A 15,030-nucleotide genomic window follows, 5' to 3' on the forward strand; every position below is an offset into this window, starting at 1 on the left:
ATTATGGAAATCTTACAGATACCAGAAAAATTAAAGGCACATTTCTTAAGGCTTTATCAGATGGCGATTTGCGATGATGATTTTAGTTCGTTAGAGCTAAAAATGCTTTATAAATTCGCAGAAGAACGAGGTATAACTCCAAAAAACTTGGATGAAATTCTACTAAATCCAATTGATTCAAAAAGTAATTTTCCAGACCTCCTAGAAGAAAAGATTGAATACCTATATGATTTAACTGTTATGATATGGGCTGATGAAAAAATCGATGAGAATGAGCGAATAACCCTAGAAAAGTATATTAAGCTATTTGGTTTTATGGAAGAGAATATCGCCGCAATTGCTGAATATTTTCTAGAATCTGTGAAGTCAAATAAAACTAAACAAACTATTATAAGCGAACTTCAAAACTAAGAGTATGACTATACAAATCAAAAATCTATTTCGCTTAAAATCAAATACTAATTTCGATGGTGAAAATAGCGAAGCAATAAACTCAAAGGTAGGTGAAAATGACGAGTCTAGGAAGAGAACTTATCATGAAACAGGTTTTCGGGATGGCTCTAGAAATATCGGAAGCCAGTATGCTCTTAAAATATGCTTAAATGCCATTTATGCAAAATTTCAGAACGAAGAAAAGGAATTTATAGAAAAACAAAAGCATATTAAAGAACCATATTTTGTTGAGCAAAAGAATAAAGAAACTGAAGTTAAAGCGCTAACAGTAAGTAAGGAGAATAAAGAAGAGCAAATAACGCAGTTAGACGTAAAAATCAGAGATATAAAAGATCAAATAGAAACATTAAAATTTGAGATGAATGACTTAGTTAGAGATCCTGAGAAATATTATATAAACGCAAAAAAAGGTGCATCAACAAAATTTTGGATTGGACTTTTCATTTTAATACCAATAAGTTTATATCTATTTACATTTTATGTTTCGACTTCATACTCTGCTTTTTTTAAAGTATTTGACCTTGATAGTAATATCATGATGAACGTATTAGATCCTAAAGCCTATGAAAAGGCTTGGAGCGATGGAGCTTTAGAAGGAGCATTTGTAACATTAATTCCATTTGTATTCATTGGCTTAGGCTACTTAATTCACATGTTCAGTGAGAATAAAAACATATCTAGCTATATTAAAATCGGCATATTATTTTTAACCACATTCATTTTTGACGCAATTCTTGCTTATCAGATAGAAGAGAAGATATACGAACTTAATAAAACTTTTGATTCGAAGCCTTTCGATTTACCAATTGCATTTACAAAAATCCAATTTTGGGGAATAATATTCGCCGGTTTTGTTGTGTATATTATTTGGGGATTAGTCTTTGATTTTATTATGAAAGAGAATAAAGAAAAAGATAAAATAAAGCATGAACAGCAATTGAGAAAAAAAGATATACAAATTCATCAAGAGAGAATTTCAGATTTGGAAGAAAATAAAAATTCAATTATGAAGGATTTGAACAGTATAAAAGAGCTTATTGCTAAAGCATATGGACGAATTACTGAGCTTCAAAGAATTATAGATGCTGTAATTATCCCAACAAAGGAATATGTTCTATATGCCTCTGAATATTTGCAGGGTTGGATAACTTTTATTCATGAGAAGCTATTTGTTGCAAAAACGGAAAAAGAAAACTTAGTCAGAGAATGTATTGAAGCCTACAACATTCACTGTGAGTCGGTTGGTGCAACACACGATACCCAAAATTCAATTTATTTATCAGCAGTTTAATATCAATTATCATGTTTAAAAATGTTCTTAGTTTAATCACTGTAATATTGGTTTTTGGAAGTTTCAAAAGCGAAAAAAGTAATTCAATTCAAAGCTATAACTCACAAAACCTCAATATCAGTTTTTTACTTGACTTATCAGATAGGATAGACACCAAGAAAAATTCAAATATTTCAATGGAATATTATCAGAGAGATATTCAATATATTAAATCAGTCGAAAAAGCTTTTATCAGTCATGTTAAACAAAAAAAGATCATGAGCTTAAATGATCAAATTCAAGTTTTCTTTGATCCAACACCAAGTAATCCAGAGATTAACAAATTAAGCAAACAGTTAAGAATCAATTTTGATAAAAATTCGAGTAAAAACCAAATTTTGGATGTCGACAAAATCTTTTCAGATATTCCTCCAAAAATATATCAATACGCGATTAAAGAGAAGAAATTTATCGGTTCAGATATTTGGAGATTCTTTCAAAAAAATGTAAAAGATTATTGTATACAAGAAAAGCATCGGAATATTCTAGTAATATTAACTGATGGATACATGTTTCATAAAAATAGCAAGTTCAATATAGAAAATAAAACTTCTTATATCACACCATCTCTTATTCAAACTAATAAACTTAATACGGCTGATTATAAGGTAAAAATTAAGAGTAATAATTTTGGATTTATTCCTGCATCTGATAAACTTCAAAACTTGGAAGTATTAGTATTAGGAATTAATCCTTCAAAAAATAATCCTTTTGAAGAAGAGGTTATAACGCAATATTGGTCTGACTGGTTCAAAAGTATGGGAATTAATAAGTTTAATATAAAATCGGCTGAATTACCATCAGACTTAGATCCAGTTATTACAAAAATAATTATTGGAAAATAATTATTTCTTTAGAAGTTAAGAATTCCCAAATGAAAACCCTCTCCCTAACCATCATCCTTTTAATTAACCTTGCCTGCAAGGAAGCACCAAAAGAAGTTTACATTTGCAACAGCGGCAAAACAACCAAATATCATTTAAAAGCCAGCTGCCGGGGATTAAGCAATTGCCAGTACAAAATCGTTAAATCCACAATGGAAAAAGTTAAGCAAGAAAAGAAAACGCTATGTGGTTGGGAAAAGTAATTCTATTAATTAGCGCTTTACTATTCAGTACTTCATTTAGTAGCCCCAATAAATCAGATACGCTGGCAATTAGCCATCAAAAGCTACCTTTTAACGCAAAAGTCATTCGCATTATGGATGGCGATACAATGGAAGTATTATACAATAATACCCCTATTAAAATCCGTTTAGCGCACATAGATAGCCCCGAAAAGCGAAACAGTCAACCTTTCGGAAATAATGCAAAGAAGGCATTATCCGATTTATGTTTCAGTCAAAATGTACTCGTTTACCCACAAAAGTACGACCGCTATAAAAGGCTAATAGCCATAATCATAAATAGCAAAAAACAAACCGTTAATCAGGAAATGGTTAAGGTTGGCATGGCCTGGCATTTCAAAAAATATTCTTCCGATGTTACTTATGCAGTATTAGAAAATAACGCCAGAAAAAATAGGATAGGTTTATGGAAAGAGCCAAACCCTATTGCTCCATGGGAGTGGAGAAAGCCAAAAGCGAAATAGCCATTTAATCTTATTAGCTGTAATCTCAAACCATTAGCAAACGAAAGCCATCCTTCCATCGGTTCTTCAGCCCTGCTGTGTGTTGCAATCTTTTTGGTGATTGGATTAGAAGTTATTGAAAACCTGCGAACCCAAAAAGGATTTCCACTTCCATCAGGTTTAGCTGGCAGTGTTTGGCGCTCCGATTAACAACTTGAAACCTCAAGCCAGTCTAACCAATCCCTCTGCACCAAACGCTTAGCTGTTCTTAGATGCCTTAGGTGGTAAAACAATCTGCAACTTATTTAGAATCCCCTTTAATCTGTGCTTCTTATCTGTGCCAATCTGCGGGAATGAATATTAAATATTGCATTACGAAGTATTTAGATGTACCTGGAGCATTGTCTACCAGTGAATGGTTTGATTGTCGATAGTCAGGTGTACTAGCATTTTCAACTTTCTACTTTCAGCTTTAGCCTTTCCGCTCTTTGCTCGAAGCTCCATGCTCCCTGCAGAAATTGTTATAAACAAAGAAAGCCTTGCAACAATTGTTACAAGGCTCTTCTTTTAAGATTTGGCACCGACCTACTCTCCCACGTGTTACCGCAGTACCATCGGCTCTGGTGGGCTTAACTTCTCTGTTCGGAATGGGAAGAGGTGGACACCACCGATATAGGCACCTAAATGTTTTTAATTGTAGTTGGTTAGTTGGTTGGTTGTTTTGTTGTTTAGAATCCAAACAACTAAAAAACGATAAACCAAATACCCAAAACAAATGACATATTATTGAAAGAAGTTAAGTTTTGAAGAACAAACAACAGTCTGTTTGCTTTGAAAGCTTCGGATGATTAGTATTACTCGACTATGCTGTCACCAGCTTTACATCTATAACCTATCAACGTAGTCATCTTCTACGGTCCTATATGGAATTCTCATCTCGTGGCTAGTTTCGCACTTAGATGCTTTCAGCGCTTATCTATTCCCAGCGTAGCTACTCTGCAATGCCCCTGGCGGAACAACAGATTCACTAGAGGCTAGTCCAACCCGGTCCTCTCGTACTAAGGTCAGCCCCACTCAAAATTCCTACGCCCACAACAGATAGGGACCGAACTGTCTCGCGACGTTCTGAACCCAGCTCGCGTGCCACTTTAATCGGCGAACAGCCGAACCCTTGGGACCTTCTCCAGCCCCAGGATGTGACGAGCCGACATCGAGGTGCCAAACCTCCCCGTCGATATGAGCTCTTGGGGGAGATCAGCCTGTTATCCCCAGCGTACCTTTTATCCTTTGAGCGATGGCCCTTCCATGCAGAACCACCGGATCACTATATCCGTCTTTCGACCCTGATCGACTTGTAGGTCTCACAGTCAAGCAAGCTTATGCTATTGCACTCCTCATACGGTTACCAAGCGTATTGAGCTTACCTTTGAAAGCCTCCGTTACCTTTTTGGAGGCGACCACCCCAGTCAAACTACCCATCAAACAATGTCCTCCACTTAGTGGAGTTAGACACCGAATACAGAAAGGGTGGTATTTCAACGTTGACTCCACGACGCCTGGCGACGCCGCTTCATAGTCTCCCACCTATCCTACACATCCTGTACCCAATGTCAATGTTAAATTGTAGTGAAGGTGCATGGGGTCTTTCCGTCCCGTTGCGGGTACCCGGCGTCTTCACCGGGACCACAATTTCACCGAGCTCATGGCTGAGACAGCGCCCAGATCGTTACACCATTCGTGCAGGTCGGAACTTACCCGACAAGGAATTTCGCTACCTTAGGACCGTTATAGTTACGGCCGCCGTTTACTGGGGCTTCGATTCAATGCTTCTCCTTGCGGATGACATCCCCTCTTAACCTTCCAGCACCGGGCAGGTGTCAGGCCTTATACTTCATCTTTCGATTTTGCAAAGCCATGTGTTTTTGTTAAACAGTCGCCTGGGCCTTTTCACTGCGGCTGACATTACTGCCAGCGCCCCTTCTCCCGAAGTTACAGGGCCATTTTGCCGAGTTCCTTAGCCATGATTCACTCGAGCACCTTAGAATCCTCTTCCCGGATACCTGTGTCGGTTTGCGGTACGGGTTTTTATAACCTGAAGCTTAGCGGTTTTTCTTGGAAGTCTGTTTACCTGCTCTATCCACTCATCCGAAGACTCGCGGTACTATTAGTTTTCAGCTAGGTCGGCGGATTTGCCTACCGTCCTAATACCTACAACCTTTAACGAACTATTCCGTCAGTTCGCGGCAGTGTCACTACTCCGTCCCCACATCGCAGTTATAAAAAGTACTGGAATATTAACCAGTTGTCCATCGAATATCCCCTTCGGGTTCTCCTTAGGTCCCGACTAACCCTGATCCGATTAGCGTTGATCAGGAAACCTTATCCTTTCGGTGGGCAGGTTTCTCGCCTGCCTTATCGTTACTTATGCCTACATTTGCTTTTCTATACACTCCAGCACCCATTACCAGATACCTTCACTGTATATAGAATGCTCCCCTACCGATATATTTCAATCCCATAGCTTCGGTGATACACTTAATGCCCGTTTATTATCCATGCCCGATCGCTCGACTAGTGAGCTGTTACGCACTCTTTAAATGAATGGCTGCTTCCAAGCCAACATCCTAGCTGTCTGTGCAATCGGACCTCGTTAGTTCAACTTAGCGTACACTTGGGGACCTTAGCTGATGGTCTGGGTTCTTTCCCTCTCGGCGCGTGACCTTAGCACCCCGCGCCTCACTGCAGATCATATTTCATAGCATTCGGAGTTTGTCTGGATTTGGTAGGATTTGACTCCCCCGCACCCAATCAGTAGCTCTACCTCTATGAAACTTAATATCCACGCTGTTCCTAAAAACATTTCGGGGAGTACGAGCTATTTCCCAGTTTGATTAGCCTTTCACCCCTACCCACAGATCATCCGGAAACTTTTCAACGTTTATCGGTTCGGTCCTCCAGTACGTGTTACCGCACCTTCAACCTGTCCATGGGTAGATCACAAGGTTTCGCGTCTACCTCCTCTGACTATACGCCCTATTCAGACTCGCTTTCGCTTCGGATCCGTGTCTTAAACACTTAACCTTGCCAGAGAAGAGTAACTCGTAGGCTCATTATGCAAAAGGCACGCCGTCACGCAACTTGTACGCTCCGACCGCTTGTAAGTACACGGTTTCAGGTTCTATTTCACTCCCCTGTTCGGGGTTCTTTTCACCTTTCCCTCACGGTACTGGTTCACTATCGGTCTCTCAGGAGTATTTAGCCTTACCGGATGGTGCCGGCAGATTCCCACAAGGCGTCTCCGACCTCGCGGTACTCAGGATACTACTAGGCTAACATTCTATACGTGTACTGGGCTATCACCATGTATCGCCGGGCTTCCCATCCCGTTCCACTTCTGTTTGTTAATACCACATCGTAGTCCTACAACCCCCACTTTGCCGTAACAAAGTAGGTTTGGGCTCTTTCCCTTTCGCTCGCCACTACTCAGGAAATCATTATTATTTTCTCTTCCTCTGCTTACTTAGATGTTTCAGTTCGGCAGGTTTGCTCATTATATGTGACTGGTCTTCAACCAGCCGGGTTGCCCCATTCGGAAATCTTCGGATTAATTCCTATTTGCAAATACCCGAAGCTTATCGCAGCTTATCACGTCCTTCATCGCCTCTGAGAGCCAAGGCATCCCCCGTGTACTCTTTCTTACTTTCTTCTACTTATACGCCTTTTGCGCCGTATAGTATGCTTTTTTTGCTCTTGTTATGATGTCTCATACCATTCATCTGATTGCTCATTTGAGTGGTGAACACAAACACAACAGTCGCCTATTGTTGTTTGCTCTTCTTTTTTAACTTCTTCCAATATGTCAAAGAACTTTTCAATCCCCGCTTAAAGTATTAATACCTTTAGCTATTTGCGCAAACCTTTTGTACCAGGTTCGGGTGATGAGTAAAAAACTGCGGGCTCGAACCGTTTCTTGTGCCCCTATGGCGTTTCCTATTTTCTTCAGTTATGTCAATGTAGTTTACCTATCCCGGTAATCGTATTATGTTTTTTAAAAGCTTTCTGCTTTTATCTTTAAGCTTTACAGCTTAATGGTGGAGAATAACGGAGTCGAACCGTTGACCTCCTGCGTGCAAGGCAGGCGCTCTAGCCAGCTGAGCTAATCCCCCAAAGGATTTGATTATTGTAGTCCCGTCCAGATTTGAACTGGAGACCCCTACATTATCAGTGTAGTGCTCTAACCAGGCTGAGCTACGGGACTATTTGATTTTAGATTTATTGATTGACGATTTTAGATTTGTATATCGCTACAGCATTCGTAAATCGTAAATCAAAATTCGTAATTCAATTTAATCTCGCCTCTCAAAGATTCGTTAGTGCAACTAAGTGCTTCAATCTTTTGGGTGTTTCTTCTTTTAGTGTCTTAGTTATTTCGTTGGTTTGTTATTTAGTCTTACGTTTTATCAACGTATAACTTATAACTCATCAACCTATAACTTATTAGAGTATCATGTTGCGCAGCGAGTAGTCAACTCTGCTCCAGAAAGGAGGTATTCCAGCCGCACCTTCCGGTACGGCTACCTTGTTACGACTTAGCCCCAGTTATCGGTTTTACCCTAGGACGCTCCTTACGGTTACATACTTTAGGTACCCCCAACTTCCATGGCTTGACGGGCGGTGTGTACAAGGCCCGGGAACGTATTCACCGCGTCATTGCTGATACGCGATTACTAGCGAATCCAACTTCATGGGGTCGAGTTGCAGACCCCAATCCGAACTGTGAATGGCTTTGTGAGATTCGCATACTATTGCTAGCTAGCTGCCCTCTGTACCATCCATTGTAGCACGTGTGTAGCCCCGGACGTAAGGGCCATGATGACTTGACGTCGTCCCCTCCTTCCTCTCTGTTTGCACAGGCAGTCTGTTTAGAGTCCCCATCATTACATGCTGGCAACTAAACATAGGGGTTGCGCTCGTTGCGGGACTTAACCCAACACCTCACGGCACGAGCTGACGACAGCCATGCAGCACCTAGTTTCGTGTGATTGCTCACTTATTCATCTCTGAATAATTCACTAACTTTCAAGCCCGGGTAAGGTTCCTCGCGTATCATCGAATTAAACCACATGCTCCTCCGCTTGTGCGGGCCCCCGTCAATTCCTTTGAGTTTCACTCTTGCGAGCGTACTCCCCAGGTGGAATACTTAACGCTTTCGCTTAGCCGCTAACTGTATATCGCTAACAGCGAGTATTCATCGTTTAGGGCGTGGACTACCAGGGTATCTAATCCTGTTTGATCCCCACGCTTTCGTGCCTCAGCGTCAATAAAACCATAGTAAGCTGCCTTCGCAATCGGTGTTCTGAGACATATCTATGCATTTCACCGCTACTTGTCTCATTCCGCCTACCTCTAGTTTATTCAAGCCCATCAGTATCAAAGGCACTGCGATAGTTGAGCTACCGTCTTTCACCTCTGACTTAACAGGCCGCCTACGCACCCTTTAAACCCAATAAATCCGGATAACGCTTGGATCCTCCGTATTACCGCGGCTGCTGGCACGGAGTTAGCCGATCCTTATTCTTCTGGTACATTCAGCTCTCTACACGTAGAAAGGTTTATTCCCAGATAAAAGCAGTTTACAACCCATAGGGCAGTCTTCCTGCACGCGGCATGGCTGGTTCAGAGTTGCCTCCATTGACCAATATTCCTTACTGCTGCCTCCCGTAGGAGTCTGGTCCGTGTCTCAGTACCAGTGTGGGGGGTCATCCTCTCAGATCCCCTAGTCATCGTCGCCTTGGTGGGCCGTTACCCCGCCAACTAGCTAATGACACGCATGCCCATCTTAATCCTATAAATATTTGAACATTGAGTAATGCTACTCTGTGTTTTTATGCGGTGTTAATCCGAATTTCTTCGGGCTATCCCCCTGATTAAGGTAGGTTGCATACGCGTTACGCACCCGTGCGCCACTTTCTTATCCAGCAAGCTGGATAATATCGTTCGACTTGCATGTATTAGGCCTGCCGCTAGCGTTCATCCTGAGCCAGGATCAAACTCTCCATTGTAAAATGTGTTGTAAGATTCTGACCAGTTTTAACTATCGTTAAAAATAGTCTTCTTTTTTTTTAATTATGTCTGTCAGACATTGACTTTAAAATCAAGCTTCGGTACTCTGTACTTGAATCCGTACTTCATTACCCCGCTTGCGCTACATTGACATCTCTTTTAAGAACTTATTCGGCTCGGTACCTCGCGGCGGCCTTTTATATATCTTCGGGTTTCAGTTTCCACAGGTCTTGTTCGTCCTATGTATGTTTCATCCGTTTCAATCTTGTTTTTTTCTATCTTCCCGACATCCGCCGTTCTGATTTTTTTCCTTTCCTTTCGGTTGGGAGTGCAAAGGTAAGAATCTTTTTTTAACTTCCAAATAAAATAAATTTTATTTTTTCGTCGCCTTTTTCTTCTTAATCCTGCTCTTCAATATTTGTTCTTTTCAGAACACCTGCTTCCTTCCGAAGCGGGTTGCAAAAGTAGAAAACTTTTATCAATCACCAAATTTTATTTGAAAATAATTTCCAGTGATTTCAGTCTCTCATTTTTTAATCCCTCTTCCTCCGAAGCGGGTTGCAAAAGTAGAAAAATTATCCGCTTACGCAAAGCCAGCACCGCTTTTATTTTACTTATTGCATATAAGTGCATGGATTTCAGGGAGAAAAAATCATGCCCCTATAAAACTTTTTAACCGCAAAGTTTGTTTCAAGAGGTTTTCATCGTTTGAAAATGTTGTTTTTGTATCACGCTTAAAAGCTTTCCCGCTAATTTACGCAGATAAATATCGCAGATTGAAAAAGATTTCTTTGCTTCGAAAACAAGTTTTTACCATCTAAGACATCTTAGAACAGCTAAGTTAAGTGATTGTATGCTGAATGCAGGCTCGTTTTAACCATATAAGACATATAAGTAATATAAGGACATTTAGGTAAGGTAACCTGATTCTGCTTGCTCGATACAGGTTAACATTTCAACTTTCAAACATTTCAACAATGGAACAATTCAACCTCATAACATTCCAAACCTCAACAATCTAAAACTAAATCACCGCCAATTGTGATCCTTATCATTTCTTTTTACTTATGCCGTATTGATATTTATAGTATTAAATGATAAAGAAATGCTAGGAGATTTAAATAAAAGGCAGATTATAGATTTGTTAGAACGCCAGGTGTTTGGCAGACTAGGTTGCCATGCAAACGGTGAAACTTATATAGTACCCATTAATTATGTCTATAGAGACAATGCCATTTATGCGCATTCGGCAAATGGTAAAAAAATTGAAATGATGCGACTTAACCCTAAAGTCTGTTTTCAGGTTGATGAAATTGCAGATACCTTCAGGTGGCAAAGTGCTATCCTTTGGGGAAACTTTACCGAACTAAAAGGTGTTGAACGACAACAAGCGATGCAAGGTATTATACATAGAATGATGCCGTTAACTGACAGACCCAGTGAAAAACCTTCTCATGGCATTGCTCCGGAAGCGCATCAAAGTATCATTGTTTATAAAATTGAACTAACAGCAGTGAGTGGCAAATACGAATCGCACGATATTGATTAAATGATCTTCAGGCGCTCCTCTTCTAAATCGATCTGATACAATTGCTGGCGGATAATTTCCTCATCAATCTTCGGATCTTTATTCAATTCGGTAAGGTATGTTCGCTGGCTCTCTAGCAATTCGACGAAGATGAGTTTCGTTTTTTCATTCATCCAGCTATCATCGCTTGCTTTAGATCGCTCTTCCCATTGTTTTAATATTCTTTCTATTCCGGCATGACCCTGCAATTCATTTTCATACTTAGCCTTCAGCACTTCGTACACATGTTGCTTTAGCCCTTGTTTCATTTTCTGCCTGGTTAAAGCTTCATTCTCCTCTGTAATGATATCATTAAAGAAAGAAATCCTCTTAATAATATAGGGTAAGGTTAGGCCTTGTACTAAAAGGGTAAGCAATATCACCACGAAAGTGATAAACAATATCAGGTTTCGGTGGGGGAAAGGCTGGTGATTTTCCATTGTTACCGGAATGGCCAAAGCCGCAGCCAATGAAACCACACCACGCATGCCGGTCCAGCCGAGCACTAAAGGCATGGTAAAACGCACCCGGTTCGACGATGCTCTTGGTGCAACCCCCGGACGGAAGATTAAGGTGGCGATCATCGCCGCATATGAACTTATGATTCTGGCGACAACCAAAATACCCGTAACCAACACCCCATAACCAATAGCTGTGCCTAAAGGAATGCCATTGCTACGCAGGCCATCCACAATCTCGGGTAGTTCCAGTCCAATAATCAGGAATACAATACCGTTCAAAATGAAAACAAAACTTTCCCAAACACTGTAGCCCATTATCCTGCTGGTGCTGTTTAAGAAAATTAATCGCCTTGCCGACATGAATAAACCGCCACTAACCACTGCCATTACACCCGAGCTGTGCAGCTGTTCGGCAATCCAATACATAAAGTAAGGTTCTATTAAGGTAAGTGCAATATCAGAAGTTGCATCTGTTGGTAAACGTTTATGCGCTTCTACAAAAATCCAACCCAACAGTAAACCGATGCCTGCACCGCCAATTACCATCCACAAAAAACTTGTTGCCGCTTCCTGCCAGATAAACTGACCTGTACCAACGGCCACCAATCCGAAACGGAAAATAATCAGGGAAGAAGCATCATTTAATAAACTTTCTCCTTCTAATATAGCTGATGTAGACTTTGGGATTTTAACAAACTTCATGATGGCGCCTGTACTCACCGCATCGGGAGGAGATACGATTCCGCCTAATAAAAACCCTAATGCAATTGTAAAGCCCGGAATATAATAGTTTGTGACCAGTGCAACAGAAAGGGCAGTAAAAAATACCACGAGAAAAGCAAAACTACCGATGATGCGCCACCACTTTTTCATCTCTTTAACTGAAATGGCCCAGGCTGCTTCAAAAAGCAGGGGAGGAAGAAAGATAAAAAAGATAAGGTTCGGATCAATTTTAACCCTTGGCAAACCGGGAATAAAGCTGATAACCAACCCGCCAACGACCAATAAGATAGGGTAGGCGATTTTAAGTTTTGCCGCCCACATATTTAACACCACAATAATGGCTATCATAGCGAGCAAGAAAGGTAGAATAGAATGCATTAAAAAAAATTAAATTATATCGTTTGGTTACATCAACACATCGTTTACCGGCTGAATCGGTTTCGGAATTTCCGTTTCACCCAGAATTTGCAACATATCAATCTCTATGGTGCGGCAAATGGAAAGCATCGGCACATCCGTACCCAAACCTTCGAAAGGATTTTCAGAATAATCGCCAATTAATTCCATCACCACGTATATCCAGCCTACAATGGTACCGAAAGGAATCATCAGCCACACACCTGCCTCACCAAGTTTAGCAAATTCGGCCACAATGCCCAATGGCAACAGAAAAATAAATATGCAGTTAAAGATAAAACTCAGGTTTGCATATTGACGAGGTAAAGGAAATTTCTTAATGCGCTCGGCTCTTCCCTGGTGGTCGTAAAAATCATTCAACACCGTTTGCGTATCCAGTTGCCTGCGCATGTGCAGGAATTCTTGCTCTTCCAGTTCTGCCAAATGCTGCGATTGTAAGTTGATAATTTGTGTGGCGTGGTTAGCGGCAAAATCCCAGGTATGTTTATCGTGGAAATAGTTATGCTTCTGGTGTTCGTTTAGGAAATCTTTAAACTGACCGATACCAAAACGCTCTCTGCGTTGAGCAGCGAGCCGTCCGAAAAGGTGCTTTAAACTTACATGTTCCCACTGTGTTGGTACGAGCAATTGCTCTCGTAAAGTGTAAAGCCATGCAATGTGGCGATAAATTAAGGCAGTTTTTATGGTTTTAATTTCAGCATCAGCAGTATCTGGCTTGCGTACATAAGCATTTATCATTACCGCCCAGCTTCGGCTGCTGTTTACAATGGCACCCCAGATTTTCCGGGCTTCCCAAACTCTGTCGTACGATTGGTTATTTTTAAAGCCAACGTAAAAAGCAACTGCCGTTCCGATGAGCGAAACAGGAAGCCATGGAATAGAAATCCACTGCCAGCCGAGCTTATAAAGCAAAGCGATAATAAACATATAAGCCGTTAGCCACCAGAAATGGTGACCTGCAAATTCCAATATCCCTTTTAGGGTAATATTTTTTCTGACCAGCATCCTTTAGAAATAAAAATTTATAGCTTCTCCTGCAATACCGATTTGCATTTTGCGCTATCTATTTTCAGGAAATAAAATATATTAAACGTCATCTAGATAATAAATATAATAGTTTGCTATCGGGATGACGAAAGGATAGCTGACTTTTTAATAGGAATGCAAATATAATACAGGTTTTGGATTTTTCTATTAGAGGATTTAGTGTTGGTGATAAAACATTAACCACAGTAATATCATCTAAATTAATGGCAACTAAGTCAATGTCGCATAGTTAATGTCACCCTGAGCGGAGTCGAAGGGAAGGGCAGCAAATGACCACCCCGCCTTGCAGGCTCCCCTCCTTGAAAATAAGAAGGGGAGTTGACCCTCATAGTTTTTTTATCCTCCCCCTGCCCCCTCCAAAGGGGGATAGCGAAACGCATAAAAAAACGAGGGGTTCTGCACCATGCTATCCGGCATAGCAGATTTTTGAAGCAGAAAGCAAGCGAATACATGCACTACCGTTAAACTAATGAATGACCAAGGAGATTTGCAGCCGAAGGGGACTTCCGAAAGGCTGGCCTCAAATATCCGCTAATGGTATTCGCTTAGCTTTATGCGACAAAAGGTGCAAGCCTTGGGTTTTTGTTTCTTTTGGGCTAAGCCAAAAGAAAGAGTCCTTCGGCGACGGCGAGCCGAGGCAAGACTAGTGATGGGGATAATTAAATAACTAGAGGGAGGAGATTGCTTCGTACCTCGCAATGACGGAATTGTGCTAAAAACCACCCCCCGACCCGCTCTAGAGGGGAATAACGAATTGAATATAAAGAAAGCTGGTTCTGCACTTTGCTATCCGGCATAGGAAATGATGGAAGGATAGGCTGTTGAAACTTTTGCACAATCTTCAATACAAGATGAAACAAGGCAGCGCACCCTCCCGATTCTTCATCGGGCTTGTGCTGACGCATTAAAAGTTTCGACAAGCATAGCCGACATCAGATCCAAGCCTTGGGTTTTTGTTTCTTTTGGGCTAAGCCAAAAGAAAGAGTCCTTCGGCGACGGCGAGCCGAGGCAAGACCAGTGAGAGGGATAATTAAATAACTAGAGGGAGGAGATTGCTTCGTACCTCGCAATGACGGAATTGAGTTAAAACCACCCCCGACCCCTCCTTGAATAAAGAGGGGAGTTGCCCCTCATAGTTTCTTTAATCCCCTCAATGACAGAATTAGCAAGTGGGTTCTGCACTTTGCTATCCTTCCCCTTTCAGGGGGAAGGTGCCGAAAGGCGGATGGGGGCTTTAAAGCACCATGCTATCCGGCATAGCAGATTTTGGAAGCAGAAAGCAAGCGAATACATGCACCACCCTTAAACTAATGAATGACCAAGGAGATTTGCAGCCGAAGGGGACTTGCGAAAGGCTGGCCTCAAATATCGCTAATGGTATTCGCTTAGCTTTATGCGAC

Annotated in this window: 8 protein-coding genes, 2 tRNA genes and 3 rRNA genes; 6 read left to right on the forward strand and 7 right to left on the reverse strand. The window is 41.2% G+C overall.

Going from position 1 to position 15,030, the window contains the following annotated elements; genetic code table 11:
* Window positions 1–3 precede the first annotated feature (3 nt).
* The 5 genes from ACO05K_RS16365 to ACO05K_RS16385 are packed head-to-tail and all read left to right on the forward strand — an operon-like array spanning window position 4 to window position 3,373.
* Entirely contained in the window at window positions 4–411 is a 408-nt protein-coding gene (locus tag ACO05K_RS16365) for a hypothetical protein (protein WP_421945501.1), read from the forward strand.
* Window positions 412–415: 4 nt separating this feature from the next.
* A complete protein-coding gene (locus ACO05K_RS16370) occupies window positions 416–1,744 on the forward strand; it encodes a hypothetical protein (RefSeq protein ID WP_421945502.1) in 1,329 nt (442 codons plus the stop codon).
* A gap of 11 nt (window positions 1,745–1,755) precedes the next feature.
* On the forward strand, window positions 1,756–2,628 hold the full coding sequence (locus ACO05K_RS16375; protein WP_421945503.1) for a hypothetical protein: 873 nt from the start codon (window positions 1,756–1,758) through the stop codon (window positions 2,626–2,628).
* A gap of 29 nt (window positions 2,629–2,657) precedes the next feature.
* Window positions 2,658–2,870 carry a hypothetical protein gene (locus ACO05K_RS16380; protein WP_421945504.1) on the forward strand — a complete coding sequence of 71 codons (213 nt, stop codon included), beginning with the start codon at window positions 2,658–2,660 and terminating at the stop codon, window positions 2,868–2,870.
* Window positions 2,858–3,373 (forward strand): thermonuclease family protein, encoded by a 516-nt coding sequence (locus tag ACO05K_RS16385; RefSeq protein ID WP_421945505.1) that lies wholly within the window; start codon window positions 2,858–2,860, stop codon window positions 3,371–3,373. The genes ACO05K_RS16380 and ACO05K_RS16385 overlap by 13 nt, the downstream gene beginning before the upstream one ends.
* Window positions 3,374–3,924: 551 nt before the next feature.
* Here the strand turns inward: ACO05K_RS16385 and rrf are convergent.
* From rrf to ACO05K_RS16410, 5 genes are all read right to left on the reverse strand, one after another.
* Window positions 3,925–4,036 (reverse strand): 5S ribosomal RNA (gene rrf / locus ACO05K_RS16390).
* A 145-nt stretch (window positions 4,037–4,181) separates the two neighbouring features.
* A 23S ribosomal RNA gene (locus ACO05K_RS16395) occupies window positions 4,182–7,058 on the reverse strand.
* A 383-nt stretch (window positions 7,059–7,441) separates the two neighbouring features.
* A tRNA-Ala gene (locus ACO05K_RS16400) sits at window positions 7,442–7,518 on the reverse strand.
* Between the two features lie 17 nt (window positions 7,519–7,535).
* Window positions 7,536–7,610 (reverse strand) — tRNA-Ile (locus tag ACO05K_RS16405).
* Window positions 7,611–7,892: 282 nt separating this feature from the next.
* Window positions 7,893–9,414, reverse strand: a 16S ribosomal RNA gene (locus ACO05K_RS16410).
* The 16S, 23S and 5S rRNA genes sit together here with 2 tRNA genes alongside, the layout of an rRNA operon.
* A 1,106-nt stretch (window positions 9,415–10,520) precedes the next feature.
* Between ACO05K_RS16410 and ACO05K_RS16415 the strand changes: the two genes are divergently transcribed.
* Window positions 10,521–10,964, forward strand: a complete 444-nt coding sequence (locus ACO05K_RS16415; RefSeq protein WP_421945506.1) for a pyridoxamine 5'-phosphate oxidase family protein — start codon at window positions 10,521–10,523, stop codon at window positions 10,962–10,964.
* Here the strand turns inward: ACO05K_RS16415 and ACO05K_RS16420 are convergent.
* Both ACO05K_RS16420 and ACO05K_RS16425 read right to left on the reverse strand, forming a co-directional pair.
* On the reverse strand, window positions 10,961–12,514 hold the full coding sequence (locus tag ACO05K_RS16420; protein ID WP_421945507.1) for a Na+/H+ antiporter: 1,554 nt from the start codon (window positions 12,512–12,514) through the stop codon (window positions 10,961–10,963). The two genes, ACO05K_RS16415 and ACO05K_RS16420, sit on opposite strands and share 4 nt — an antisense overlap.
* 57 nt (window positions 12,515–12,571) lie before the next feature.
* On the reverse strand, window positions 12,572–13,588 hold the full coding sequence (locus tag ACO05K_RS16425; RefSeq protein WP_421945508.1) for a bestrophin family protein: 1,017 nt from the start codon (window positions 13,586–13,588) through the stop codon (window positions 12,572–12,574).
* Window positions 13,589–15,030 lie beyond the last annotated feature (1,442 nt).

It is taken from the genome of Pedobacter sp., assembly GCF_965227205.1.
Lineage (GTDB): Bacteria > Bacteroidota > Bacteroidia > Sphingobacteriales > Sphingobacteriaceae > Pedobacter.

Bases quoted from the DNA above. Each gene is read 5' to 3' on its own strand.
- ACO05K_RS16375 (WP_421945503.1), top strand. From the start codon at position 1,756: ATGTTTAAAAATGTTCTTAGTTTAATCACTGTAATATTGGTTTTTGGA.
- ACO05K_RS16420 (WP_421945507.1), bottom strand. From the start codon at position 12,514: ATGATAGCCATTATTGTGGTGTTAAATATGTGGGCGGCAAAACTTAAA.
- ACO05K_RS16425 (WP_421945508.1), bottom strand. From the start codon at position 13,588: ATGCTGGTCAGAAAAAATATTACCCTAAAAGGGATATTGGAATTTGCA.
- ACO05K_RS16365 (WP_421945501.1), top strand. From the start codon at position 4: ATGGAAATCTTACAGATACCAGAAAAATTAAAGGCACATTTCTTAAGG.
- ACO05K_RS16380 (WP_421945504.1), top strand. From the start codon at position 2,658: ATGAAAACCCTCTCCCTAACCATCATCCTTTTAATTAACCTTGCCTGC.
- ACO05K_RS16415 (WP_421945506.1), top strand. From the start codon at position 10,521: ATGCTAGGAGATTTAAATAAAAGGCAGATTATAGATTTGTTAGAACGC.
- ACO05K_RS16370 (WP_421945502.1), top strand. From the start codon at position 416: ATGACTATACAAATCAAAAATCTATTTCGCTTAAAATCAAATACTAAT.